The organism is Methylocystis bryophila, from assembly GCF_027925445.1.
Taxonomy (GTDB): Bacteria; Pseudomonadota; Alphaproteobacteria; order Rhizobiales; family Beijerinckiaceae; genus Methylocystis; species Methylocystis bryophila.
Map to the genome: position 1 here is coordinate 384,396 of NZ_AP027149.1, position 25,972 is coordinate 410,367.

At 61.7% G+C, this 25,972-nt stretch carries 26 protein-coding genes and 1 tRNA gene; 13 read left to right on the forward strand and 14 right to left on the reverse strand.

Annotated features, from left to right (window positions below):
* Positions 1-442: 442 nt before the first annotated feature.
* The 4 genes from QMG80_RS01770 to QMG80_RS01785 form a co-directional block, all read right to left on the reverse strand.
* Entirely contained in the window at positions 443-841 is a 399-nt protein-coding gene (locus tag QMG80_RS01770) for a response regulator transcription factor (RefSeq protein ID WP_085771257.1), read from the reverse strand.
* Positions 842-1,361: 520 nt separating this feature from the next.
* Positions 1,362-2,372, reverse strand: a complete 1,011-nt coding sequence (locus QMG80_RS01775) for a sensor histidine kinase (protein ID WP_245300157.1) — start codon at positions 2,370-2,372, stop codon at positions 1,362-1,364.
* A gap of 35 nt (positions 2,373-2,407) precedes the next feature.
* A complete protein-coding gene (locus QMG80_RS01780; RefSeq protein WP_158658676.1) occupies positions 2,408-2,605 on the reverse strand; it encodes a hypothetical protein in 198 nt (65 codons plus the stop codon).
* Positions 2,606-2,874: 269 nt separating this feature from the next.
* Complete coding sequence (locus tag QMG80_RS01785; RefSeq protein WP_085771259.1) at positions 2,875-3,576, reverse strand: VIT1/CCC1 transporter family protein; 702 nt, start codon at positions 3,574-3,576, stop codon at positions 2,875-2,877.
* Between the two features lie 322 nt (positions 3,577-3,898).
* On the opposite strand from QMG80_RS01785, the gene QMG80_RS01795 reads away from it, so the two are divergent.
* A complete protein-coding gene (locus QMG80_RS01795) occupies positions 3,899-4,036 on the forward strand; it encodes a lmo0937 family membrane protein (RefSeq protein ID WP_158658677.1) in 138 nt (45 codons plus the stop codon).
* 122 nt (positions 4,037-4,158) lie between these two features.
* Here the strand turns inward: QMG80_RS01795 and QMG80_RS01800 are convergent, their stop codons facing one another.
* The 4 genes from QMG80_RS01800 to cysG all read right to left on the reverse strand — a co-directional run bounded on the left by QMG80_RS01800 (position 4,159) and on the right by cysG (position 7,819).
* Positions 4,159-4,596, reverse strand: a complete 438-nt coding sequence (locus QMG80_RS01800) for a hypothetical protein (protein ID WP_085771260.1) — start codon at positions 4,594-4,596, stop codon at positions 4,159-4,161.
* Positions 4,597-5,532: 936 nt separating this feature from the next.
* Complete coding sequence (locus tag QMG80_RS01810; RefSeq protein WP_085771262.1) at positions 5,533-5,760, reverse strand: hypothetical protein; 228 nt, start codon at positions 5,758-5,760, stop codon at positions 5,533-5,535.
* Positions 5,761-5,881: 121 nt separating this feature from the next.
* On the reverse strand, positions 5,882-6,103 hold the full coding sequence (locus tag QMG80_RS01815; protein WP_085771263.1) for a hypothetical protein: 222 nt from the start codon (positions 6,101-6,103) through the stop codon (positions 5,882-5,884).
* Positions 6,104-6,421: 318 nt separating this feature from the next.
* Positions 6,422-7,819, reverse strand: coding sequence for a siroheme synthase CysG (gene cysG, locus QMG80_RS01820; RefSeq protein ID WP_085773612.1), 1,398 nt, complete (start codon positions 7,817-7,819; stop codon positions 6,422-6,424).
* 429 nt (positions 7,820-8,248) lie between these two features.
* Between cysG and rpe the strand changes: the two genes are divergently transcribed.
* From rpe to QMG80_RS01840, 4 genes are all read left to right on the forward strand, one after another.
* Positions 8,249-8,944, forward strand: a complete 696-nt coding sequence (rpe, locus tag QMG80_RS01825) for a ribulose-phosphate 3-epimerase (protein ID WP_085771265.1) — start codon at positions 8,249-8,251, stop codon at positions 8,942-8,944.
* A gap of 113 nt (positions 8,945-9,057) precedes the next feature.
* Positions 9,058-9,132, forward strand: a tRNA-Gln gene (locus tag QMG80_RS01830).
* Between the two features lie 79 nt (positions 9,133-9,211).
* Positions 9,212-9,898: a malic enzyme-like NAD(P)-binding protein gene (locus QMG80_RS01835; RefSeq protein WP_085771266.1), complete on the forward strand. Its 687-nt coding sequence runs from the start codon at positions 9,212-9,214 to the stop codon at positions 9,896-9,898.
* A 378-nt stretch (positions 9,899-10,276) separates the two neighbouring features.
* A complete protein-coding gene (locus QMG80_RS01840; RefSeq protein WP_085771267.1) occupies positions 10,277-11,356 on the forward strand; it encodes a DUF4158 domain-containing protein in 1,080 nt (359 codons plus the stop codon).
* On the opposite strand, the gene QMG80_RS01845 is transcribed toward QMG80_RS01840, so the two are convergent.
* The 6 genes from QMG80_RS01845 to hypF form a co-directional block, all read right to left on the reverse strand.
* Positions 11,353-11,775 carry a hypothetical protein gene (locus QMG80_RS01845; RefSeq protein WP_085771268.1) on the reverse strand — a complete coding sequence of 141 codons (423 nt, stop codon included), beginning with the start codon at positions 11,773-11,775 and terminating at the stop codon, positions 11,353-11,355. The genes QMG80_RS01840 and QMG80_RS01845 overlap by 4 nt on opposite strands.
* 482 nt (positions 11,776-12,257) lie before the next feature.
* Complete coding sequence (gene hypB, locus QMG80_RS01850) at positions 12,258-13,190, reverse strand: hydrogenase nickel incorporation protein HypB (protein WP_085771269.1); 933 nt, start codon at positions 13,188-13,190, stop codon at positions 12,258-12,260.
* 11 nt (positions 13,191-13,201) lie between these two features.
* Complete coding sequence (gene hypE, locus QMG80_RS01855; RefSeq protein WP_085771270.1) at positions 13,202-14,275, reverse strand: hydrogenase expression/formation protein HypE; 1,074 nt, start codon at positions 14,273-14,275, stop codon at positions 13,202-13,204.
* Positions 14,272-15,402, reverse strand: coding sequence for a hydrogenase formation protein HypD (hypD, locus tag QMG80_RS01860; protein ID WP_085771271.1), 1,131 nt, complete (start codon positions 15,400-15,402; stop codon positions 14,272-14,274). Before hypD ends, hypE begins: the two co-directional genes overlap by 4 nt.
* Entirely contained in the window at positions 15,399-16,091 is a 693-nt protein-coding gene (locus QMG80_RS01865; protein WP_085771272.1) for a D-sedoheptulose-7-phosphate isomerase, read from the reverse strand. Before QMG80_RS01865 ends, hypD begins: the two co-directional genes overlap by 4 nt.
* Before the next feature lie 20 nt (positions 16,092-16,111).
* Positions 16,112-18,526: a carbamoyltransferase HypF gene (gene hypF / locus QMG80_RS01870; protein ID WP_085771273.1), complete on the reverse strand. Its 2,415-nt coding sequence runs from the start codon at positions 18,524-18,526 to the stop codon at positions 16,112-16,114.
* Between the two features lie 348 nt (positions 18,527-18,874).
* Between hypF and QMG80_RS01875 the strand changes: the two genes are divergently transcribed.
* From QMG80_RS01875 to QMG80_RS01910, 8 genes are all read left to right on the forward strand, one after another.
* Entirely contained in the window at positions 18,875-19,954 is a 1,080-nt protein-coding gene (locus QMG80_RS01875; protein WP_085771274.1) for an NADH-quinone oxidoreductase subunit B family protein, read from the forward strand.
* Between the two features lie 10 nt (positions 19,955-19,964).
* On the forward strand, positions 19,965-21,767 hold the full coding sequence (locus QMG80_RS01880) for a nickel-dependent hydrogenase large subunit (protein WP_085773613.1): 1,803 nt from the start codon (positions 19,965-19,967) through the stop codon (positions 21,765-21,767).
* Positions 21,768-22,313: a NifU-related iron-sulfur-binding protein gene (locus QMG80_RS01885; protein WP_085771275.1), complete on the forward strand. Its 546-nt coding sequence runs from the start codon at positions 21,768-21,770 to the stop codon at positions 22,311-22,313.
* Between the two features lie 10 nt (positions 22,314-22,323).
* Entirely contained in the window at positions 22,324-22,965 is a 642-nt protein-coding gene (locus tag QMG80_RS01890) for a DUF5947 family protein (protein ID WP_085771276.1), read from the forward strand.
* Complete coding sequence (locus tag QMG80_RS01895) at positions 22,958-23,599, forward strand: DUF6084 family protein (RefSeq protein WP_085771277.1); 642 nt, start codon at positions 22,958-22,960, stop codon at positions 23,597-23,599. The genes QMG80_RS01890 and QMG80_RS01895 overlap by 8 nt, the downstream gene beginning before the upstream one ends.
* The gene (locus QMG80_RS01900) at positions 23,596-24,843 is read left to right on the forward strand and encodes a hypothetical protein (protein WP_085771278.1); all 1,248 of its coding nucleotides are present in this window, start codon (positions 23,596-23,598) and stop codon (positions 24,841-24,843) included. The genes QMG80_RS01895 and QMG80_RS01900 overlap by 4 nt, the downstream gene beginning before the upstream one ends.
* Positions 24,840-25,373, forward strand: coding sequence for a hydrogenase maturation protease (locus tag QMG80_RS01905; RefSeq protein ID WP_085771279.1), 534 nt, complete (start codon positions 24,840-24,842; stop codon positions 25,371-25,373). The genes QMG80_RS01900 and QMG80_RS01905 overlap by 4 nt, the downstream gene beginning before the upstream one ends.
* A 128-nt stretch (positions 25,374-25,501) precedes the next feature.
* Positions 25,502-25,780: a HypC/HybG/HupF family hydrogenase formation chaperone gene (locus tag QMG80_RS01910; RefSeq protein ID WP_085771280.1), complete on the forward strand. Its 279-nt coding sequence runs from the start codon at positions 25,502-25,504 to the stop codon at positions 25,778-25,780.
* The last annotated feature ends 192 nt before the right edge of the window (positions 25,781-25,972 follow it).

Sequence of the window (25,972 nt, forward strand, 5' to 3'; positions counted from 1 at the left end):
GATCTTGAGCTGGCTCCTCGACATTTACGATCTCCTTGAAAATCGCCTGTCATCATCGTGACTGTCGCCGGTAACGCGATCCTTACGCAAGGAATCCGTCTATGACAGAACCGCGCAACAAAGTCGTTCAGGTCAGGCGCTTCGGCGATCCCGACGGGCTGCTCTGCGCTTATCGCTGCATAGCGGGTGTGCAGCGCGGCGTCGCCTGGCCACGCGATCGAGTGCGGCATCGGCGTCGGTCGCGAAGGCTTGGGTTTCGGGAGCCGATCAGTCGCAAAAGCGAATGGCGAGCCTCGCGCCCGCCGGCGGCCGCCCGCGGCGGCTCAATTCTGACCCGAAGCGGCCCTAGAATGTGTTCGGACGGCAGTGCAGAAATCAACACTTTCGGTGCGCGTCGCGATTTTACGTAATGGGATGTTATGCGGCTCCGATGCAGCCAGCGCTAACCGGAAAAGGCCGGGTTTTGATCGCCTCCATAGGCGTGAACCAACGCCGCGTGGATAGCGGCGAGGAGGTCGTCTAGATCGACCGGCTTTTGGAAGCAACGAAATGCGCCCTGTTCCTTGCTCGCTTGGTTGAGCCGAGCGTCCATGAATCCACTGATGACGATGGCGGGCATGCGCAGCTTGCTCATTTCACGCAAAAGCTCGAGTCCGCTCATTTCCGGTATCTTCAGGTCGGTGACGATGCAACCGACGTCGCTTTTCTGGATTGTGTTGAGGAACGCTTGGGCGGATTCATGGCTTTGAACGACGTAACCCTCTGCCCCTAAGAGGATCTGAAATGAAATTCGTATTATCGCATCGTCGTCGATGACATGTATTGTTTGGATGCAGCTCATGGCCTCGACCTAGTTTATACTAAAGCCCCTTGCGAAAGACCTATACGCTCAAAAAAATAATTCAATACGTATTGCTTTTCTGCAAATCGGCCATACACATTTTCGCTCATCAACTGTCTTGTCGGGCTGTTTTCTTCTCATGCGGCGGTCACAAAAACTCGGCGGGAGCCATTGCGACGACCACGACGCGTAGGCGTGGCGACACGCCTGGACACGCTCATGCCGCGCTGAGTCCTTTGGTGGTTTCCGGCTCGCGACGACGGCGACTCAGTGGCTAGGCAATGCGCAAAGTTGTTGCTTTCGAAGACGTGCAAACGACGCCGAGGCACTGAAAGGACCGGACATCATGGATACCCAGACACTTCTTATCATTGTCGTTGTTCTTCTCCTCGCGGGAGGAGGTTGGTATGGTCGGGGACGCTGGTCTTAAGCGCTTCCAACGCTGCGACCGAGAGAAGTGCGCCGCGAATAAGGCTGGCGCTGTTTTCGGCCTCAAGAACACCGACCCCCGACCTCGGTGTCAGGCAGGACGGGGGGTAAAGGTTGCGTGTGTGATTGCTACCGTGAGTCCGTGCTCGCTGCTCACAGTCTCGATTTGCGCCTTCACCTGGTTTGCGAGCGCTTTCACAAGGGTGCTACCAAGGCCATCACAAGACCCAGCACCATCGTGCGGCCGCCCGACGCCATTATCCGACACCATGAGCCGCCAATTGGCGCCAGAGGTCTCGTATTTGACGACAACTTCCGCGTCTCGACGATTTGTTGGGAATGCGTATTTCAGCGAGTTGATGACTAACTCCGTCAAGATTAGCCCTAGGCTTACCGCTTCCGACGAAGCCGCTGAAGCGTCGTCAAACTGGCAACGAATCGACACCCGCCATTCATCGTCGATCATCGAGTGCGCGAGGCCGTCGCAAATCGTCGTGAAATAGGGGGCGAGCTTGACCGTCTCAGTGCGCGCCGCGTCGTCGATGTGCCGTTGGATCGTCGCGACCGACATAACGCGCGCATAGGCATCCTCAAGATGTTTGCGCGTCTCTTCAGAAGCGGTAGCACGCGTCTTCATCATGAGAATATTTGCAATAATCTGTAAGCTATTAAAAATACGGTGCCGCATTTCGAGCAGCAAGACGCGTTTTTCTTCAAGCAGTTTCTGGGTGTTGACGAGAAGGTCTGCTTTTTCTTTTTCAATTAACCGGCGCTGCGTGACGTCGTGGAATGAAAGCAGAATAGCCTTGTCGGAATTCTGCGAGAAGAAGACTTCGCTGACGCCAACAATGAAGCTTCGATGCCCTATTCGTGGAAATAAGCTATTAATATCGAAACTCTCGGATATGGTGTGCTCCGTTAACGCGTTTTCTATTAGTTTGGCTAAGCCGACAACATTGAAATGGCCGCCCAGAATTTCATAAACTGAATGGCCGACGACATTTTCGGAGGTGACGTCAAAATCGCGGAGAAATGATCGGCTAGCTGTGGCTACGTTGAAAGCGCAGTCAAGCACTAACAAAGGATCGCGGACGGTGTCCACGATCGCCTGCGCGAGGCGCGCGGCATATTGCTTGTCTAAAGGTCGCGTTGTAATTTCGAAAAATCCTTCACGCCTTCGGCCGTCAGGCTATCGCCGGATCTTCTCACAAAATTGATGCGGGCAGCAACCGCCGTTTGGCGGCGTGCAAAATTCAAGATTTTGCATCGAAAAATCGAGGTCAATAAATCAATGGATTGGGCGATGCAGCCGTTATGTGCAAAATCTCGGCGCATGACCGCCTTTGGCGGGAACCGGAAGCCGGGGCACGCGCGCGTCGCGGCGGCAATGGGGGAGGAGCGGACGCGCTCCGGGAGAGGCTGGACGGGTGAACAGGGCGCATTCCTGACTCCAGCAGTGGCCCCGCTTCGGACATTAAACGCGAGCGCGCGCGCGTCGGGTTTAGACAACCAGAATATCGCGCCTCACCCCTTGAGGCCCATCCGCAATCCCCGCGCCGAGCGCTCCTGCCACACATGCGACGCTGCCTCCGCTGGCCAACTCTTCAGACAACCGCGCCGAAAAGTTTCCCGATCCCGGCGGTTAACGCCATCGCCAACGCGCCCCAAAATGTCACTCGGACCGTGGCGCGTAATGCATTTGCGCCGCCTGCTCTTGCCCCGATAGCGCCGAGGAGAGCCAGAAAACCGAGAGACGCAGCCGACACGATGGGGACAAGCCCACTCGCAGGCGATACGACCACCATGAGCAAGGGCATAGCGGCGCCCACTGAAAACGATGCGGCCGATGTCAGCGCGGCCTGCACGGGACGAGCCGCGGTGATTTCCGAAATGCCAAGTTCATCGCGCGCATGAGCGGTCAGGGCGTCTTTCGACATCAGTTGCTCGGCGACCTGCCGCGCAAGGACCTGATCGACACCACGGTTGACGTAAATGTCGGCAAGCTCATCAAGCTCAAACTTGCCATTCTCGTCCAACTCCTTGCGTTCGCGCGCCAGATCCGCCCGTTCGGTGTCGGATTGCGAACTGACGGACACATATTCGCCAGCGGCCATCGACATGGCGCCAGCCACCAGACCCGCCACCCCAGCGATCAAGATATTACTCTGAGCCGCTGACGCTGCAGCAACGCCAACGATCAAGCTTGCGGTCGAAACAATGCCATCATTCGCCCCGAGCACCGCCGCCCTCAGCCAGCCGATGCGGCTGACGAGATGGTCTTCGCTGTGTAGCCGAAGGCGACTCATTCTGCGTCCCTCTTGTTGGATCAGATCGGACCCTGCCAAATTAGAACGACAATGACGATCAGTATGAGACCGATCACTCCAACGCCGCCGTGTGCGTAACCATAGCCGTAGCGTCCGATGAAGTCGCCGAGCAAACCGAACCGCAGACGGAGCCGCCTCGCTTCAGGCTGGCCAATAACGCCAAAACGTCGCAGATCTAGGCTACAAGCATGGTCCATCCGACGAACGACGGCGAATGTCGTGTTCAGTTTCATAAGTTTGATGAAGAGTTGGCCGCGGCTTCCGAACACAGCGCCAGCCGGGCGCGCCAGGAGGAATCCAAATGCTCGAAACAATAGCCGTCATCCTCATCGTGCTCTGGCTGCTGGGCCTCGTCTCCTCGTCGACGATGGGAGGGTTCATTCACATTCTCTTGGTTGTCGCGATTATCCTGATCGTGCTGCGATTCATCCGCGGCTGACGTCTACGAACGGGCCTCTATCCCAATAGCTGGTTCAGTAGCGTCACGTTGGGAGCGGCTAAAATCGTGGGGTTCGACACCGTCCAGTACGCCGACAACCGCTATGAATATTACACCGTCGGTCAGCTCTCCCTCGAGCGGCGCGAGGCGTGAAGAGGGCCCGCGACGGCAGGGGCATTCAGAACTGACGACGATGATCCCCCCGCCTTCATGCGAGCCCTCAGCTCGACGGGAGCATGAGCGGAGACCCTGCGCGGAAAGGCGGGTCCCCGACTCGAATAGAGGCAGCGGACGGGCGCCATCCTGAGACGCTTCAAAAGCAACCGTCTCAACACGATGAGCAGATCCGCCGCTTCGCTCAATGCTCCCCGCCCGAGCGAATTGCGAGTGTCTGCGACGATCAGATCGCTCACAGCCTCCCATTCTCCGTCACGGTCAAGCAGATAATCGGCGTAAAGGAAATCATGCACCGCGTTTGGCGTCCTGCCCAGCATGATTTCATGCGGGCCGAGGCCGGAGAGGGCGGCGCACTGCGCCAGCGTGAGTTGTTTGGAGCACATCTTGGACGACCTCTGTCACGCGATGGAAGGGGCGAGAATTTCAGTTCCATCTCGTTTTGGCGCGCCCCTGTGTTCCTCCCGCGTGGACGCGCAAGGAGGGGGCGATCTTTCTAACGTCGGCGCAAACGCGGCTCACGAAGTCGATGCATTCCTGAGCGGTCTCGCCGGTCCCGGCGTCGCTTAGAACCAGCGACCCCGACCGTACCACCCGCCTCCGCCAAGGAGCAGAACAAGAACGAGGATGATGAGTAGTGTCTGCGTATCCATGATCATTGACCCCTTCAGTGTCTAGACGCAGTTTTCTCTTCCATCGAACGATTCGCGCCGCGCCGATGCTTCTTAGGTGGGAACGGCGCCCCGTCGGCGGCAGACTCGGAAACTACTCAAAGTCGAATTGAAGAGATGTGATTTAGAGACGCGACGTTACCGCACAATCTCACGCTCACCCCTCGATCCCCACCCGCAATCCCCGCGCCGAGCGCTCCTGCAACACATTGTGGCGGAAGCGAAGGAGCGCCGCCAGCTTTCCGCCCCCGTTCGTCGGCGTTCCGCCCGTCGCTTCGACGATTGCCGAGGTTTCGACGAGTCGGCGGAAATCCTGCTTATGCAGGCGCCGGCCGGGGAGCGCCGACAGTTGAAGCTCTCGGGCGTCAGCTCGAAGATTACGGGTCGGTGCTTTATCTTGGCGCGCAGCGGGCGCATGGCGGTCGCGAGAATGCGGCTGCGGTCGAGGAAGGCGGCGAGGGCCGGAACCTTGGCGCGCGCCGGGAGGCTTTCCTTCTTCGGCGAATGAATCCGGTATTGGCGCATCACTGCCCTTCGCGTGGGGGCCGCGGGGAGGGAGACAGCCTTCGGCATTCAACAAAATTCCGCGCAATCTTGATCGTTAGCATTCCCTCCCCCGCGTGAGCGGGGAAGGGACAGGGTTGCATAGGCTCAGATCGCGAGCACCGCGACGAGCAGCACGGCGCGCAGCGGAAAGCGGCCGGTCTTGGCGCATTGCACGAGTTCCGTCGCGACAGCGACGAGCGGCAGCTTCTCCGAGATGAGGTGATCGGCGGCCTCGATCAACAGCGGCGCAACCCGGCGCAGCGGGCGGCGCGCTTTGCGGGGCGCGGAACGATCAACGGGACGGGCGGCGGGGAGGCGAGCGACTTTGGTCATGGCTCGAATCCTTTCCGTGACTCGGGGGCGACGACGCCTGCAGAGAGCGCGAGCGACATCGCTCACCTCCCTCTCGGGCGGCCGTCGGAGATTTCGGATGAGGTTCGGTGGAGGTCTTCGTTTACGCCGCGAGGCGTAAGCGACCTGGCTGCTCAGGCTTCCGGGATTGGGCGTCCTCGGCGCTCCAGGCGCAGATAAGGCGTCCGGTTCCCGGGTCCCTGCGCCACTGGCAGAACAGCCGTCGACGGCGCGGCCGCGCGACGGCTCGGGGAGCCGAGAGGACGAGCGTAAAGGCGTTGTCGCGTCGCTTGGCGACGGGATGGTAGAGAGCGAGGGCGATCATGGCCCACCTCCAGACTTGGTTAATGCCAAGGTCCGGAAAGCGAGCTCGCCACGGCGAGCCTAGACGCTCGCCTCGATCGCAGCTTCGTTTTCCGCGCCTTGGACGGTTGCGCTGTGTTTTGGCGAGACGCTCGCGGCGAAAGCCGCGCAACGACTGCCAGAGCTGCTACTGCCCATGGTTCTCACGAAGGTTGGGAACCGAACGCAATGCGTTCGGATTTGCGCCGTTTGATCCTCGCGGCCGTCACAGTCAAGCAAAAAACGTCGCGACATAAAATTTTCACAAGCTTGGCTCGACGGCGCCGCACTGTCGTTGCGCTCAAGGACGCAGCGAAGCGCCGATGAGCAGAAGCGCCGGGCCCTCCACCTCTTGCCCCGCGACTTTTTCCGGCAGATCCGCCAGCGTTCCCGCGACGATGCGCTCATCCGGCGTCGAGGCGCGCTCGATGAGAAAAGCGGGCGTCGCGGGGTCGGCGCCCGACTCGATCAGCTTGCGCGCCAGCTCAGGCAAGGTGCGATTGCCCATATAGACCGCGGTCGTCGCCCGCGAGTCGGCGAGCGCGGCCCAGTCGAAGTCTTGCGGCAGAGCGCCGTCCTTGCTGTGGGCGGTGACGAATTGCACGCGCCGCGCCGTCTCCCTGTTCGTGAGCGAGACGCCGAGCGCGGCGGCGCCCGCGAGCGCGGCAGTGACGCCGGGCACGATCTCCACGTCGAGTCCCGCTTCGCGCATGGCGGCGATCTCTTCATTGGCGCGGCCGAAGATCATCGGATCGCCGCCCTTGAGCCGCACGACGTTCTTGCCTTCCTGCGCCAGCTTGACGAGCAGCGCGGATATTTCGCCCTGATCGACGGAAGGCGCGTAGCCGCGTTTGCCCACATTGATGCGTTGCGCTTCGCGCCGCGCGAAATCGAGAACGCTGGCCGGCACGAGATCATCGAAGAGAATGACGTCGGCGCCAGCGAGCATGCGCAGCCCTTTCAGCGTCAGAAGCTCGGGATCGCCCGGCCCGGCGCCGACGAGCACAACGCGCCCGCTCGAGGCGCCCTCCGCTGCGGCGCGCGTCTCCGCGGCCAGCGCGTCGCGATCCTCGGCGGTGGGTTCGCGCTCCAGCGCGAAAAAGGCGTAGCGCGTGAAGCGGCGCCAGAAGTCGCGCCGCGCGAGAAAGTCCAATCCGGAGGCCTTGACCCAGGGCCGCCAGGCTTTCGCCGCCGCCGCCCAAGCGGCGAAGCCCGCCGGGATCAGCGTTTCGATGCGTCCGCGCACCGCCTGCGCGAAGACTGGGGCCGCGCCGCCCGTGGAGACGCCAATCACGAGCGGAGAGCGATTGACGATCGCGCCCATCGAGAAATCGCTGAGATCAGGCCGATCCACGAGGCCGATCAAGGCCCCGGCGGCTCTCGCCGCCTCGCGCAGCGCCAGCGCCTCCTCATCCTTTTCCAGCACCCCGAAGACGAGCGCGGCGCCCGCGAGCGCCGGCTCTCCAGCGTGGAGGGCGACCTCGCCACGACGGCGCGCGAGCTCGAGCAGCTTCGCGCAGGGGGCATCGGCATAGACGTCAACCCGGGCGCCGCTCGCCGCGGCGAGATCGGCCTTCCAGGCCGCGGCTTCCGAGCCGCCGACGACGACGACGCGACGGCCCGCGAGCGAAAGAAAAATCGGCAGGCTTTCCAGCGGCTGCATGAAGTCGGCGTCGACTTCGTCGGGCTTGCGGCGCACTTCGTCTCCTGTCGGCTCTCGCTCGCGCGTCTCCCGCTCGAACGGAATCGTTCGAGCGATAAGGAATCGCGCTAAATCAAAAGGTTGGAGCATATCTTGACCGGAAAACCGCTTCGCGCTTTTCCGTGACAGGCTCTAAGCCGCTTTTGGCGGGTTTCGTTTTAGCCCTCCCGGTTGCCCCATCCCGCTGCGTCCGTCAAACCCAGGATGGCGGCAAGCGATCGGGACGCGCGCTTGGCTTCGCTTCGGGACGCGGGACGCTACATATCGCCTTGGCGGGCGCAGACACGCGTGACTTCGGGTTTGGCCCTGCAGTCCCCAAAGGGTCGTGTCCGCGCTGAAAGCCCGATCGCGTCACGGAAACGCACAAGCTCGGCGGCCTCGTGGCCGAGGGCGCCTGAGGCTGTTATACCGGCGCCTCCCCAAATCATGGAGGGACGCTTGCCCGGTCTTCTCATCGCACCCTCGATCCTGACGGCGGATTTCGCTCGGCTCGGGGAAGAGATTTCTGACGTGGTCGCCGCGGATGCGGACTGGATTCACCTCGATGTGATCGACGGCCATTTTGCGCCGAACATCACTTTCGGGCCGGCAATTATCAAATCATTGCGCAAAATTACTAAAAAACCGTTTGATACTCATCTAATGATTGCGCCAGCCGATCCTTTCCTCGCCGCCTTCGCCGAGGCGGGCGCCGATCACATCACGGTGCATGCGGAAGCCGGGCCGCATCTCCACCGCACGCTGCAAACGATCCGGGGACTCGGCAAGAAAGCCGGCGTGTCGCTCAACCCCGCGACGAGCGAACGAGCCCTGGATTACGTCCTGGACGAGGTGGACCTGGTGCTCGTGATGAGCGTCAATCCCGGCTTCGGGGGGCAAAGCTTCATCCCGGGGCAGCTCGAGAAGATCCGCCGCGTCCGCGAGATGATCGGCCGCCGGCCGATCCATCTGCAGGTCGACGGCGGTGTCTCGCCGAAGACCATCGCCGCGGTCGTCGAAGCGGGAGCCGATGTCGTTGTCGCGGGCTCGGCGGTCTTCGACGGCGGCGGCAGGGAGAGCTATCGGAAAAATATCGCGGCGCTGCGATCGGCGGCGGCCACGGCGGGCGCCATCGCAGTCTGAGAGCACGGGCGGAATCGGAAAGTTGGAGCGCGTTTTCCGCGAAAAACCGGCTTCCACTTTCTCGCGGCGCGCTCTAAGGGTATCGCCCGCGCCGGTTGCCGCCGACGCGGCGTTGGGGCGTCGCCAAGTGGTAAGGCAGCGGATTTTGATTCCGCCATACGGAGGTTCGAATCCTCCCGCCCCAGCCATGCTCTCGCGATTGACGCCTGGATGGTCAGCGAATTGAGCTGCTGCCCAGCTTAAGCCCTCCGACCAGCGCCTTCCGTCATGGCGATGAACGGCGCGCAAGCTCTCGTGAAGCTCCTCGAGAACCATGGCGTGACCCATGTGTTTGGTATTCCGGGGACGAAGATCGACAGCGTCTTCATCGCGCTGCTCGACTCGAAGATCGAGCTCGCGCTCTGCGCCGGCGTGCCGCCGCACATGATGCTTCCCATCACGCTCGATGTCGGAACCAACAAACACGAGCTTCTCGAGGACCCACTTTATCTGGGGTTGCGGCAGGAGCGCGTGCGCGACGCCGCTTATGACGAATGCATCGACGAGTTCGTGCAAGCGGCGCCGGAGCTCTTTCCAAGATGCGGTATCCAGTGGGAAGACTTCGCAAACATCGACGCGACGCCGATCCTCGGCCGCTGTCGCGACAAGGTTTGCACCTATAACGACGACATCCAGGGCACGGCGGCGATCGCGCTCGAAGGAGCCTGGCTCGCGCAGGGGCGGGCGCGCAACTGGCTCTTCGACGTCAATGGACTGATCACGGCCGCGCGCAGGGATCTCGCAGACTTTCAAAAGCCCTTCGCGCATGAACATCCGCCATTGACGTCCTTCGTCGAGGCGGTCGAGGCGCTTCGCCCGACTTGCATCATCGGCGTCAGCACCGCGCCAAAGCTCTTCAACCGCCAAGTGATCGAGGCCATGCATCGGCGCGCATATCCGCGCGATGAGCTATAAGCCCGGCTATCCGACGCAGCTCGATGTTTAGTCCCGGCGGCGCGACGAAGTCCTAAGCGACGACGACGTCCGCGAGACGCCGTAGCGCTGAAGGCTTCGAGGCGGCGGCGACTGTGTCAGTTGCGGGATCGTCGCCTGGAGCATCCTGCAGTAGAAGCAGCCTGGGATCACCGCTGCGCCTTTGCAATCGGCCAGCAGCTTGTTGAAAAATCGCTTTGTTGGGGTCATCGCAGAATCTTCCCAAAATCCTACGCTAAGGCGCTGATGGAGGCTTATTGGTATTTTGGCGATGGAGTTGCGTAGATACCAAGGCATTGAAAAATAGCGATAAGCCGGACTGCTGCGCGAACGACCGATCGTGCGCCAGGGGAGCCGGCGATGAAGAAGCATGAAATCCTCTCGCCGCAGGCCCGGGCGGCCCTATTCGATCCGCCCAACGATCCGGCTACAATTGTTCGGCACTATACGCTTTCGCGCGACGATCTGGCGCTTGTCCGTCGACGGCGGCGTGACGCCAATCGGCTTGGGTTCGCGGTGCATCTCGCCTACCAGCGTTTTCCAGGTCCAGTGCTCGGCATTGACGAGACTCCGCCCGCTGACGTTCGGTCATTCATTGCCGGTCAACTCGGCATCGAGCCGGGAATGTTTCACGAGTATGCTCGTCGAGAAGAAACGCGCTGGGAGCATCTCTGCGACATACAGTCATATCTGGGCGTCCGTCCGTTCAGCCGCGGTGATTATCGGTCCGTCGCAAAGATTGCGACGACCGAAGCGACTGGCACGGATCGCGGCGAGGCCATTGTTGCCGCCATGATCGAAGCGCTCCGAACTCGCGGCATTTTGTTGCCTGCGGCGACAATTCTGGAACGCATCGGTCTGGCGGCGCGTGCACGCGCCCGAAAGCAGGCTCATAAGAATCTCATCGAGGGATTAGAGCAGCGGACGGTCAATGAACTGCGAGCGTTGACCGCGGTCAGCGACAACAAAGATCGCACGAGGCTTGCGTGGTTACGTGACTGGCCGGAGGCGCCGACGCAGAAGAACCTGGTTGGCGTCGTCGAGCGCTTGGATTTCATCCGCAGCTTGGGTGTTGAACCAGATCGCGAGCAACGGATTCATCGTGCGCACTACAGAGCAATCGCCAGGGAAACGGCTATTCTCAGCGCCCAGCATCTTTCGCGGTTCGATACCCCGCGCCGACCGGCCACTCTGCTGGTGTTCGCCCGCGAGATGGAAGCGATCCTCACGGACGCGGCGCTGGTCATGTTTCGACAAGATGCTTGGCGGCGTGTACCGTCGTGCCGAACGCGCCGACGTGACGATCGGCTCGCTCATATCGCGCCGCTCGGCTGGGAGCACATCACCTTCAACGACGACTATGTCTGGCCGACCGAGCCGCTCCAAAACGCCTTCCGGCCTCTCAGGAACCCGCGATCCGAAATACTCGATGCGGCTTAGCGTAGGATTTTAGGAAGATTCTGCGATGACCCCAGGGCGGGCAGGATTTCTCCGATCTCACAGACGCCGTCCACGCCGATCAGATCTTCGGCGCGAGACAGGGTCTCCTCGATGAGCGCCGTGATCTGGCTCTGGTCGAGCCCGAGCTTGATGAGCTTGTCGGTGAGGTTGTCGATGTCGGCGGGACCCCGACCGATGAAGCTCGCGAGAAGCTCGGTGATTGGGGTAAGGCCGCCGGCGCCGGTCACTACGGCCACCACGACGGCTTCGTGGACCTGCGGCGTCTCGTCAACGAATTGCGCGATACGGCCCTGCGGGGCCTTGTCGCGTAAGAACAGCAGAACATGCCCGATGGCGGGCTTGGCGATCATCGGATCCAAGTGGGTGGCCGTGGCGAGACCGGTAATGAAGTCGTCCATGGCGGCGACCCTCCTTCCTTGAAACACCCCGGCTCAATATATCGTGGCGCGACATACAATCAAGAGGTGGACGAAAAGGGCTGGGCCCCAACCTCCCATCGCGAGGATCGAAGGAATGCCTCTTCTCGCCCGAATGAGAAGGCGCTAAAGGCCGACTATGAGGAAGTCGCGTTTGGCGTAGATTTTTGGGGAGGCTCAATTTTCGAGTTCTTCAAAAGCGTTTGCGAATTGCAGTCATCTGCCTGGCGATTGTCCGCCGTTCCGAAACGAGGACGGTGGCGCAAGAGGAAGCCCCGCCTGTATTAGGAATGCAGCACGGCGCCCGCGATGTAGGAGACGTATGGTCGAGCCGGGCCAGAACTCCTCCGCGCGCGCAGGCTTCCTCTGTAGCGGCTCTCGCAACACGAAGTGAGCCAGAACCCGTTTGATGGCTTACTTGGCGCGGATTTGGAAATTCACAAGCCAAGATCGCTCCTGACACCCTAGGCGCCTAACGACACTGAGGGCGCGCCACGTTCACTCAAGGTGAAGGCCCCATTACGCATGGCTGCCGCAGCTTTCAAGAGCCAGTCCAGCCAAGCCTCGAGTCCGTCTCCGGTCGTGGCGGAGATTTCGACCGCCTCGATCGCGGGATTGATCCTGCGCGCGTTCTCCAAGGCTCGAGGCCGGTCGAAGTCGACATAGGGGGCGAGATCAATCTTATTCAGCGCGACAAGCTGCGCCGCGCGGAACATATGCGGATATTTGAGCGGCTTGTCGTCACCCTCCGTGACCGAGAGAATGACGGCTTTGGCGCCCTCTCCTAGATCGAACAGGGCGGGGCAAACCAAATTGCCTACGTTCTCAATCAGCACGATCGAGCCGGCGGAAGGCCGCAGCTCCATTAGGCCGCGCGCGACCATCTCCGCGTCGAGATGGCAGCCCGCGCCAGTGTTCACCTGGACGGCCGGCGCGCCCGCCGCTTTTATCCTTTCGCCATCGAGCGAGGTCGCCTGGTCGCCTTCGATGACGAAGAGGGCAACCTTGTCCTTCAGCGCGAGTATCGTTCGCTCGACGAGCCTGGTCTTGCCGGCGCCGGGGGAACTCACGAGGTTTATCGCGAAAATCTCGCGGCCTGCGAGCCAAGCGCGATTTCTCGCGGCGATCGCGTCATTCTTGGCGAGAATCCGCGCCTGCAGGTCCAGCGTTTTATTGGCGCCGTCATGTGGGTGGTCTTGGTCGTGATCGTGACCATGCGCGTGCTCGTGATCGTGAGAATGCGCATCGCCATGCGCATGAGCGTGCACGGCGCCGTGGAAATGAGAATGCTCGCGACCGCCCTCAGTGCGCGCGTTCTTGAGATCGAACTCAGCCCCCGTCTGCAGATTGACGACCTTGGACTCCGCTTCTTCTCCGCAACCGCATGTCTTGCACATGGCCCACGCCCTCAACAGATCCGAGGCAGCTGCTCGCCGACGAGCATGTCGACGATGCGTCTACCGCCCAATATTGTGCGCATTACGACGCGCCCCGGCTCGCCCTCAACCGCTCTGCCGATCACGCAAGAGTCTTGTCCGAGCGGATGGTGACGCATCGCGCCGAGCGCCGCTTCGACCTCCTCTGGAGGCGCGATAATGACGATTTTTCCTTCGTTCGCCAGATAGAGTGGATCCAGTCCGAGGATCTCGCAAAATCCCTTGACCTCCGCACGGATCGGCGTCGCCGCCTCCTCGATTTCGAGCGCAATGTTCGAAGCCTCAGCGATTTCGTTGAGCACGGTGGCTACGCCACCGCGGGTCGCGTCGCGCATGAAGCGCACGCCGGGCGCAGCTTCGAGCAGGCGCGCAATCATATCATGCAGGCAGGCGCAATCGCTCTCGATCGGCGCATCGAGCATCATGTCCCCGCGCGCGCAGAGGATCGTTGCGCCATGATCGCCGAGCACGCCATTGACAAGCACGGCGTCGCCGACTTGCGTCTTCTCGACGCCGAGGTTGAGGCCTACGCGGATCACGCCCACTCCCGTCGTCGTCAGGAAAAGCTTGTCGCAGCCGCCACGTTGGACGACCTTCGTGTCGCCGGTGACGATTTTGACGCCGGCCTCTGCCGCCGCCGCGGCCATGGACGTTGCGGCGTCGCGCAGAAGCGTCACGGATACCCCCTCCTCGACGATCGCAGCGCAGGACAGATAGAAGGGAACGGCGCCGCCGACCGCGAGATCGTTGACCGTCCCGCATACGGCGAGCTTGCCGATGTCGCCGCCAGGGAAGAACAAAGGATCGACAACGAAGCTATCGGTGGTGAAGGCGAGGCGGTCGCCGCGTGCGGCGAGCTCGCAGAGATCGATCCGGGCCTGATCCTCCAACGGGCCCTGCGCGCCAGTCGTGAAGGCCCGGATGAACACGTCGTCGATGAGGTTCTTCATCGCCTTGCCGCCGCCGCCATGCGCAAGCGTCACTGTCGGCGCGAAGATCTCGCCGAGCGCGCGGGCGTTGACGAAAGTCGGAACGATGGCGCTCATTCCGCCGCCTCGCGCTTGGGGAAAACCCCATACTGGTAGTAGGCGGCGCAGGCCCCCTCGGAGGAGACCATGAGCGCGCCCAGCGGCGTATGCGGCGTGCAGGCGGTCCCAAACACCTTGCACTGCCACGGCTTGATCGCGCCCTTTAGCACCTCGCCGCATTGGCAGGATTTGGGGTCCGCGATTTTCAAATTGGGAACGGCAAATTTGCGCTCCGCGTCGAACCGCGCATATTCCTCGCGCAACCTCACGCCCGAGTGATCAATCGATCCAAGACCGCGCCACTCGAAGAATTCCCGCAGCTCATAGACGTGATCGACAGCCCTCAAGGCGGCGTCATTGCCCTGCTCAGGCGCGACGCGGGCGTATTGGTTCTCGATCTCGCATCGCGCTTCGACGAGCTGCTTCATCACCATCCAGATCGACTGAAGAATGTCGAGGGGCTCGAAGCCCGCGACAACCATGGGCTTCTTGTAGAACCTTGCCACGAACTCGTATGGCTTCACGCCGATCACCATCGAGACGTGTCCTGGCCCGAGAAAGCCGTCGAGCCTGATGTCTGGACTGTCCAGGATCGCCTTGATCGTCGGGACGATCGTGATGTGATTGCAGAAGACGCTGAAGTTCTGCACGCCGAGGCGCTCCGCCTGCAGAATCGTCAGCGCCGTCGAGGGCATCGTAGTTTCAAACCCCAGTCCGAAGAACACGACCTCGCGCTCTGGATGTCGCCGCGCGATCGTCAGGGCGTCCATCGGCGAATAGACCATGCGTACGTCGGCGCCATCGGCCTTCGCTTGCAGCAGGCTCTTCCTGGAGCCCGGAACGCGCATCGCGTCGCCGAAGGTTGTAAAAATCACCCCTTCGCGCTCTGCGATCGAGACACAATCGTCCACGCGGCCCATCGGCAGCACACAGACTGGACAGCCCGGGCCGTGCACCAGCTCGACGCTCTTTGGCAGCATGCCCTCGAGGCCGTAGCGGAAGATCGAGTGCGTATGGCCTCCGCAGACCTCCATGATGTGGATCGGGCGATCAGCCGGACGATCGAGCGCTTCGGCGATACGTTGGATCTCCTTGGCGAGCACCCGGGCCGTGTCGCCGTCGCGAAATTCTTCGACGTATTTCATTCCGTGATCCCCTCTCTCGCCGCAGAGCCGCGATGGCCAGCCAGCAGCGTGTGCGTCAGATCCCAGAGAATGTGATAGCAGGCGACATGGCATTCCTGGACGCGGTGGATCGAGGCGGAGGGAACGACGAGACAGTAATCAACGAGCCCGCTCGACTTCATCTTTCCCCCGTCGCCGCCGGCAAGGCCGAAAGTCGTGATGCGCATGTCTTTCGCCACGGCGAAGGCGGCGAGGAGATTTCCCGAGTTGCCGCTCGTGGAGACGCCCATGAGGCCGTCGCCGGGGCGACCCTGCGCAATGACTTGGCGCGCAAAGGCCTGATCGAAGCCGACATCGTTGCCGACGGCGGATATCGTCGCGATGTCGGCGACGAGATTGACGGCCGCAAGCGCGGGGCGCCCAGCGGTGATCGGATGCACGAACTCCACGGCGATATGCGCCGCGTCGCAGCTCGAACCGCCGTTGCCCATCGCAAAGAGCCGCCCCCCGTGGCGATAGATTTCCGCCAGGGCTCGCGCGGCCGCAACGATCGCGGCCCCCTGCTCTTCGAAGAATCGCTCGCTCGTCGCCCTCGAGTCCTTTGCCTTCTCCGTCACGGAGTTGAGCAGCGCCGCGTCTAGATCGCGACTCGGCAGAGAAGCGCCATAGAGGAAGGGATAAAGCGCTTCGAGAGGGTTTTGGCTGGACATTGATGCGCGCCCCTTGCCGTTCAGCTCTCGAGCAGGCGCGCGGCGCCGACCGCGGCTTGCCCTAAGGCTAGCCCGCCATCATTCGCGGGGACCTGCCTGTGTGTCAGCACGACGAAGCCGCAGCCCTCGAGCCGGCGTGTGAGCTCTTCGAGCAGGATCGAATTTTGCAGACAACCGCCGGAAAGCGCGACCGTGTCGAAGCGTCGGTCCGCCGCGCCCGACCGCGCCAGCCGTTGTGTCAGCGCGACCAGCGCCTCGGCCAAACCCTTATGGAAGCGCGCCGCCATGATGGCGCGTGGCGTCTCGCCGCGCAGATCCTCCAACGCCGCGGCCCACATCGGGGCGGAATCGATAAAGGCGGGGACATCATCTGATAGGGGCGCGCCCAGTGTGAAAGGATATCCGCACTCCGCATCGGAGGGCGAAGCTTCCTCCGCAGCCGCCTCGAGATAAGCGCCCGCCTGCCCCTCATAGACTTGTCGGTCACGACATAGTCCGAGGAGCGCGGCGAAGGCGTCGAAGAGCCTGCCGCAGGAGGATGCCAGCGGCGCATTGACGCCGCGCGCGAGCATCGCTTCGAGCATCGCGCAGGGCTTCGTGCGCAGAAAGTCGTCAAGCTCGAGCGCGTGCAGCTTCGATGCAAGGCTGGCTCGCCCGAACGCGGCGACGAGATGAGCGTAGAGGTTACGCCAGGGTTCGCGGATCGCGGCCGTCCCGCCCGGCATCGGCGTCGGCTTTAGCGCTCCAAGACGGACATAGTTTCGATAGTCCGCGAGCATGAGCTCTCCGCCCCAGATCGCCCCGTCGGCGCCCCAACCCAGACCGTCAAGCACAAGCCCGAGCACCGGAGCGCCGCGTAGCGAATAGAGGTTCTCGGCAAGGCAAGCGGCGATATGCGCATGATGATGCTGGACTTCAATCAGCGGCAGCGCCGCGCTGCTTCGGGACCGCGCGAGTCTGGATGAAAGATAGTCGGGATGCAGATCCGCGACGAGCGCTTGCGGCGCATGGTCGAAGAGCGCGGCATAAAGTGCGAGATTCTTGCGGTAGTCCTCGAAGGTGAGCGCATCTTCGAGATCGCCCTGATGCTGGGACAAAATCGCTTCGCCTCTCTTCAATAGGCAGAAGGTCGCCTTGAGATGGCCGCCGAAAGCAAGAAGCGGCGGCGCCTTCGAGAATTCTGGCGGGAGCGCGATGGGCGCGGGTGCGAATCCCCGCGCGCGACGCAAAATCCGCGGGGCGCCAGACATCATGCGGACGACCGAATCGTCAACGCGATTGGCGATCTCACGGTTGTGCGTCAGAGCATAGGCGGCGACGCCGCTCAATCGTTCTCGGGCTGTCTGATCGTCGATGATCTGCGGCTCATCGGAAAGGTTGCCGCTCGTCATGACCAAAGGGCCGCCGGCGCCCTGCAGCAGCAGACGATGCAGGGGCGTCGTGGGCAGCATGAAGCCCAGCCTGTTCAACCCCGGCGCGACGCTTTCCGGCAGGCGCTTGGGATTCTTCGCACGCAAGAGGACGATGGGCGCGCAAGCGCCGCTCAACAGCGCGGCCTCCGCATCGCTAATGTGGCAATAGTCGTGAACGACAGCAAGATCGCGCGCCATGAGCGCGAATGGCTTTGCGTCGCGATGTTTATGTCGACGCAGGGACTCTACCGCGCCGCCATTCCTGGCGTCGCACGCGAGCTGATAGCCCCCGAGACCCTTGATCGCGAGGATCGCGCCCTCGTTCAGGAGATCGCAAACCACGTCGAGCGCGTTGGCCTGGACAGGCGCCGCCGCTGCGACCCCCAGCCGCTCGAGCGCGAGTTGCGGGCCACAGGCCGGACAGGCGATCGGCTGGGCGTGAAAGCGGCGGTCCGCGGGATCGCGGTATTCCTGCCCGCATTCTTCGCACATGCCGAAGGTCGACATCGTCGTTCTGGCGCGGTCGTAGGGAACTCCTCTCACGATGCTGAGGCGCGGTCCGCAATTCGTGCAATTGGTGAATGGATAGCGAAAGCGTCTCGCCGCAGGGTCGGCAATCTCCGCCGCGCAGGCCGCGCATAAAGCCGCATCCGGCGCGACTTGCGTATCCGCCTCGCTCGCCACGCTTTCCGAGATGCGGAACTCTTCTGGCAAGTCCCCATCAAACGCGCGGCAGTCGATCCGATCAATGCGGCTGAGAGGCGGCTGGTCGCGTTCGAGGCGCGCGAGAAACTTCTTTAAATCTCGCGGTTGGCCGCCGGCGAGGATTAGCACGCCTTGCGAGTCATTGCGCACTTCTCCGACGAGACCGCATTCCCGCGCGAGACGCCAGGTATTTGGTCTGAATCCCACGCCTTGCACGCAGCCGCGCACGCGGATTTCAAGCGCCGTCTCGCAACGCGTCGATCGAAGATTATGACGCGCGTCGGCTTGAGCGCTCGACGGTCTGGCAAGCGATAGCAAGAATTCGATCCTCCGCTGCTGACTCCTTCGAGTCGAGCGAAAGGGCGCCGGCGATCGCAATTGCCTCGACGAGCCCAGTGAAAAGGTCAGCTAACGCTCGCTAGCCTTCGTTCAAGGGCTATTCCCGTTGTGATGTTCGCCTTAAGAGCAAAGCTCACGACGTATCCACCTATATCTTATTGCTTTCACCGAGCTAATACATGCGTGACCGACGTGCGCCGGCCTGAAGCGGTGCATTGTGATAGGCTTTACGTCGTACGAATTCGTCGCTGTCCCATGGAACTTATCCCTTTCCGCAGAGTTTGGTGGGTATCGTTTAGTTCGGCAAGCATAGGAAGGGTCTTTGCTATGCTCGACGCCATCCCCTATGGTCGTAAAACCCAATCCGCCCCGAAGATCGACGAAGTTCATATCCTCTGGATCACGGCAGGTCTCGGATGCGACGGCGACACCGTGTCGATCACGGCCGCAAGCCAGCCCAGCATCGAAGACGTTCTACTCGGCGCGGTGCCGGGGCTTCCCAAGGTGCATCTCCACAATCCCGTGCTCGCCTATGAAGTTGGCGAGGAGTTTTTAGATCCATTTCACAAGGCCGACCGCGGAGAGATTGAGAATTTCGTCCTTGTCGTCGAAGGGTCGATCCCCAACGAGCAGCTCAGCGGGGATGGCTACTGGGCCGCGATGGGCACTGACCCCGAGACGCAGCAACCCATCACGACGAACGAGTGGATCGACCGTCTTGCGCCGAAGGCGCTGGGAATCGTCGCCGCCGGCACTTGCGCCACCTTTGGCGGCATTCACGCGATGAAAGGCAATCCCACCGGCTGCATGGGCCTCGCCGATTATCTTGGGTGGGAGTGGAAGTCGAAAGCGGGTCTGCCGATCGTGAACGTGCCCGGCTGTCCGGTGCAGCCTGATAATTTCATGGAGACGCTGCTCTATCTCCTGCGTCAGCTCGCCGGCGCCGCGCCGATGATCCCGCTCGATCACGCGCTTCGTCCCAAATGGCTCTTCGGGATGACGGTGCATGAGGGGTGCGATCGCGCAGCCTTTTATGAGCAATCCAACTTCGCGACCGAATATGGGTCTCGGAAATGTCTCGTGAAGATCGGATGCTGGGGCCCCGTAGTACAGTGCAACGTGCCGAAACGGGGTTGGATCGGCGGCGTCGGCGGTTGCCCCAATGTTGGCGGCATCTGCATCGGCTGCACAATGCCAGGCTTTCCGGACAAGCTCATGCCGTTCATGGACGAGCCGCCGGGCGCGCGCATCTCCTCGACGCTCATTCAGCCCTACGGAGCTTTGATCCGCAATCTGCGTCGGCTCACGAACAGCACGCTGAACAAAGAGCCGAAGTGGCGCCACAACCGGCCGCAGCGCACGACTGGCTACAATCCCGAGAAACCGCAAGCGACTTATCCGCTTTAGGGGAATGATCATGGATCAGATAGCAGAAGCCGCGCGGGGCGGAAGCTCCACGCCCAACCTCGTGGAGATGAACTGGGATCCGATCACCCGTATCGTCGGCAGCCTCGGCATCTTCACCAAAATCGACTTCGACAATCGTCGCATCGCCGAATGCCACAGCACGTCGTCGATCTTCCGCGGCTACAGCATTTTCATGAAAGGCAAGGATCCGCGCGACGCGCATTTTATCACGAGCCGCATCTGCGGCATTTGCGGAGATAATCACGCAACCTGCTCGGTATACGCGCAGAACATGGCCTATGGCGTGAAGCCTCCGCCGCTCGCGGAGTGGATTATCAACCTTGGCGAGGCCGCCGAATATATGTTCGATCACAACATCTTTCAGGACAATCTGGTCGGCGTGGATTTTTGCGAGCAAATGGTCAAGGAGACCAATCCGAGTGTCTGGGAAAAGGCGCAAAGAACGCCGGCGCCGCACGCCTCCGACCACGGCTATCGCACGATCGCCGATATCATGACGGCGCTCAATCCATTCACCGGCGAGTTCTACCGTGAGACCCTGCATGTAAGCCGCTACACGCGCGAAATGTTTTCGCTAATGGAAGGACGCCACGTTCATCCTTCCACGCTCTACCCCGGCGGCGTCGGCACGACGCCGACGGTTCAGCTCTTCACCGACTATCTCGTGCGCCTCGTCAAATACGCCGAGTTCATGAAGAAATGCGTGCCGCTGCACGACGACCTCTTCGACTTCTTCTACGAAGCGCTGCCAGGCTATGAGGAAGTCGGACGCCGACGCATATTGCTGGGCTGCTGGGGGGCGTTCCAAGATCCGGACAAATGCGATTACGACTACAAGACAATGACTGACTGGGGCCGCGCGATGTTCGTGACGCCCGGCGTCATCGTCGACGATAAGCTCGTCACGACGGATCTCGTCGACATCAACTTGCAGATACGCATTCTACTCGGCCACAGCTATTACGAGGATTGGGAGAACAGCGAGACCTTCGTCAAGCAAGACCCCTTGGGCAATCCGGTCGATCAGCGGCACCCCTGGAACCAGACAACGATGCCGCGCCCTCAAAGGCGGGACTTCGGCGGCAAATATTCATGGGTCATGTGTCCGCGCTGGCTCGACAAGCGCACGGGCGATCATCTCGCGCTCGACACAGGCGGCGGCGCCATCGCGCGTCTGTGGAGCACGGCGCTCGCCGGTCTCGTCGACGTCGGCTACGTCAAAGCGACGGGGCGCAGCGTCAAGATCTATCTGCCTAAGACCGCCTTGAAGGGCGAGAAGGAATTCGAGTGGCGCATCCCACAGTGGAGCAACGCCATCGAGCGCGACCGCGCGCGGACCTACTTCCAGGCCTATTGCGCCGCGATCGCCTATTACTTCGTCGAAAAGGCGCTTGCGGAAGTGCAGGCCGGTCGCACCCGGACATGGACCGACTTCAAGGTGCCGGACGAGGCGATCGGCTGCGGCTTTCACGAGGCCGTGCGCGGCGTGCTCTCGCATCATCTCGTCATTCGCGGCGGCAAGATCGCGAACTATCATCCCTACCCGCCGACGCCGTGGAACGCGACGCCGCGCGACATTTACGGCACGCCGGGTCCTTATGAAGACGCCGTGCAGAACACGCCGATCTTTGAAGAGAATGGTCGCGATTCCTTCAAGGGGATCGACATCATGCGCGCGGTGCGAAGCTTCGACCCGTGCCTGCCCTGCGGCGTCCACATGTATGTCGGCGGCGGAAGGACCCTCGAGAAGGTGCACTCGCCGATGTTCGGCGTCTCGCGGGGAGCGCGCTGAATGGTTCGCGAGCGATCGCATGCGCTGAGACGTTGCCTAGAGCGCGTTGACGAGGCCAGGGAAAGGCTGGAGAGGACCGGCGACAACGAGACCGCAGTTGTGGCGCGGAATCTGCTCAGCGCCGTGATGGATCTCCATGGCCTGGCCCTCGTGAGAGCTCTGATCCTGGCGCAAAGCGGCGCTGCGGGCGACGATTTGGCGCAACGCTTCGTCGAGGACGATTACGTCGCCGCCGTCCTTCTTCTTCACGGTCTGCATCCAGAAGATCCGGAAACGCGTCTGCAGAAGAAGCTCTTCTCGATGCGCCCGCATTGGGGCGTGCGCGGCTTTCGCGTCGAACTCTTGGCGGTTGAGCGCGGCGCGGCGAAAGCCAAAGTTCATTGGGACGACGCTGCGGGAGAGACGGAGCGGAGCGGTATCCTACGCGAAATCGAGAGCGTGCTGACTGACGCCGCCCCGGATCTCGACCTCATTTCACTGGAAGAGGCCGACGCGGGATCGACTGACGCGCGTTCGCCAGCCTCGACGGTCATGGCGCAGCCATAGAGGAGGACCGATGGGCGAGCGCGCACGGGGCAATTGGGCGGCGAAACTGCAGCGCTTCGCGACTGCCGCGCCCGAGCGCGAAAGCGATCGTTGCGAGCTATGCGGCGCGCCGGTCATGGCCGAGCATGCGCATCTTCTGGACGTCGCCCACCGGCAGCTGCGCTGCGCTTGCGAGGCCTGCGTGCGCGCACTGGGCGAAAGCGCCGGCTTCCGGCGGCTCCGCCCCGACACGGAGCATTTAAGCGACTTCGAGTTGAGCGACGGGGTTTGGGAGGGGCTCCAGCTGCCGATTGATCTCGTCTTCTTCTATCAAAGCACGGCGGATGGCGGGCCGGTCGCGCTTTATCCTGGCCCCGCGGGAGCAATGACTTCGGCGTTGAGCCGTGACGCTTGGGCGCGACTCATGGAGGCGAATCCGCGGCTCGGCGAGTTCAGCCCTGACGTAGAGGCATTGCTCATCAATCGCACGAAGGGCTCCCGCCGATATTATCGCGTATCCATTGACCGCTGCTACGCGCTCGTCGGCATCATCCGCTCCGAGTGGAAAGGATTGTCCGGCGGCTCGGAGGTGTGGGGGTCGATCGAGCGGTTTTTTGCGACGCTCGACGCGCCGCCTGTTTCTGATCGGCAACGGAGCGCGATCCATGGTTGATTTGCGCTTCAAAATCGAGGGCGCAGAAGCCGAACGCTTTTCGGTTTCACCCCTTCTGATCTTTTTTCTACGAGTCGAAACGGAGCTACAGCGACGCGTCGACAGCATCATGCTGAATTGTCAGATCCGCATCGACGCGACGCGGCGCGCCTACAGCGCCGTAGAGCGTGAAAGGCTCGGCGAGCTATTTGGAGCGCCGGAGCGGTGGAGCGAGACCTTGCGCAGCCTCTTGTGGGCGCAGGTCAGCATCGTGGTTCCGCGTTTCGAGGGTGAAACGACTGTCCGGCTTGCCGCGCCTTGCACCTATGACTTCTGCGTCGCGAGCGCGAAATATTTTTATGGCGTGACGGACGGCGAGATTCCTCTCACCTTCCTTTTCAGCGGCTCACTTTTCTTCAAGGACGAGCCGGGGTCACTGCAGATCGAGCAGATCTCCTGGTCGACGGAGGCAAATTATCGAATGCCCGTCGAACTTTGGCGGGAAGCGATGGAAATGCACTATCCGAACGGCGTCCTGCTCCGTCTCGATGCGGAAGCCTTCGACCGGCTCTATCGCTTCAAGCGTCGCCGTGGCTTGCTCGGCTTTGAGGAGGCGCTCGCCACCTTGCTGGACACCGCGGAGGCCGAGACATGAAGGGGCTGGAGCGCGCAATGGGCGTCGCCGACGCTGTGCTTTTTGAGGGATATATCCTTTATCCCTATCGTCCAACGGCGATCAAGAATCAACAGCGCTGGACTTTCGGAGGCCTATTTCCCGAAAATGTTGCGGGAGAACCATCTCGCGCCGAGACGGAAATCCTGCTCGAAGGAGGAGAAAGCGCCGCAGTCGATATCTTCGTTCGGTTTCTCCACACCCAGCGTCGTCAAGTCTTCGGATCCGAGGGCGAGCCGACGCCATCGCTCGATATCGATGGAAAGCTCCATCTCACCTGGGACGAGGCCGTGCTGCGCGAGACGACGCTCGGCAATCTGCCATTACGCGAACTTATCCGCGCGCCTTGCAAAGAAAGCTTCCGCTTCCCAGCGCAGCAGACGACCCAGGAGCTGCATGTAGAGTCTGGAAAGACCATCGGCGCCGTGACGCGGAGCTGCGAAACCCTCAACTGCGCGCTCGAAGCGCGCGCGGAAGCCTTGCCGGAGGGCCTCTATCGACTTTGCGTCAGCCTCCGCAACACGACACCACTTGCGGAAGCCTACTCGCGCGCCGATGCGCTGCGGGCCGCGCTTCTTTCGACACACCTTGTCCTCGTTGCGCGAGGCGCTGAATTCGTTTCGCTTCTAGAACCGCCGGAGGAGCTGGCCGACGTAGCAGCAGCCTGCAAACAGAGCGGGCTTTGGCCCGTGCTCGCGGGCGCGCCCGGCGAACGAGACATCATACTGGCGTCGCCAATCATTCTTTACGACCATCCGAAAATCGCGCCGGAAAGCAGGGGCCAGTTCTTCGACTCGACCGAGATCGATGAGATGCTCGCTCTGCGCGTGCTAACCCTGACGGCGGAAGAAAAGCGGGAAATGGCGGCGACGGATTCGCGCACCCGTGAAATTCTCCAACGTTGCGAGGCGTTAACGCGCGAGGCGTTCGACGATATGCATGGGGCCTTCCGCCCTCCGGAGGCTGCTCGGGACGCGATTCGATTAGAGATCGGTGCGCGCGTGCTCCTCAATCCGACGAAGCGCAGCGATATTTTCGACATCGCGCTCAAAGGGCGCATAGGCGTGGTGCAGGCGATCGAGACCGATTTTGAAGATCGAGTGCATGTCGCCGTGACGCTGCCTGAGGATCCCGGCAACGAACTGGGTTTACGAGGATTTCCAGGCCACCGCTTCTTCTTCTCGCTTGAGGAGGTCACTTTGCTGGAGCCGGGAGGCGCGCCGTGAGCTGCATCCTGGTCGCCGGCGTCGGGAACATCTTTTGCGGCGACGACGCCTTTGGCGTCGAGGTCGTGGGGCGCTTGCTGCGCGAGCGTAGACTTCCTCCCGCCATCGACGTCGTCGATTTCGGCATCAGAGGACTAGATCTCGCCTATGCCCTTTCCGACGACTACGACTGTGTGATCGTCGCTGACGCCGCTGCGCGCGGGGAAAAGCCTGGGACAGTCTCGCTGCTAGAGACCGAGATCTCGCCGTCGCGCGCGGATGCATCGCCCGTCGTGTTCGACTCCGCGCACGGCCTCGACCCGGAGAAGGTTCTGAGTCTCGCCACGACGCTCGGAGCCAGTTGCAAACGTATCTTCTTCGTCGTTTGCGAGCCCTTCGATCTTGGCGGCGAAGACGGAGCGATGGGGTTGAGCGACGTCGTGGCTGGCGCCGTGGAACCAAGCGTCGAGCTCATCGAAAGACTGGTCTCCTCGCTTCTTCACGACGAGATCGGCAAAGACCCCGCGCTAAGCGATAGGAGCTTGTCATGAGCGCAACAGAGATCGTCCTGATTATCCTCGGCCTGATCGTCCTCGGATTGATTCTCTTCAACCTGCGCGACCTGATTCGCTATCTCAAGATCATGTCGATGTGAGCGCACGGGCGAAGGAGCTAATCAATGTGCCTCGGGATCCCCGGCCGAATCATTCGGATCGACGACCACGACGAATGGCTCGCGACCGTCGACATCTGCGGCGTGCGACGTCAAATCAACGTCGCCTGCGTCGTCGACGACGAGCATTCGATCGATTCCTGCGTCGGCCAATGGGTTCTCGTGCACGTGGGCTTCGCGATGAGCCGGATCGACGATGCGCAAGCGGCGGACACGCTGAAGATCTTGGCCCAGCTCGGAGAGATGCAGGCCGAGATGGAGAACTTGAGGGCGATGCAGAGCTAGCGCGCGCTGCTAAAAAGTGGAAACCGGTTTTTAGCACAATGCGGGCTCTAAACTTTAGGGTCGATCACGTTTTCTGCGTTCAGGCGATTTCCCTGAGCTCAGCTTGATCTAGCGCGCTTTCGGCTCGAACGGCGTCGTTCGAGCGATAGAAATCACGCTAGATCAAGAAATCCAAAAGTGACGGGCCAAGCG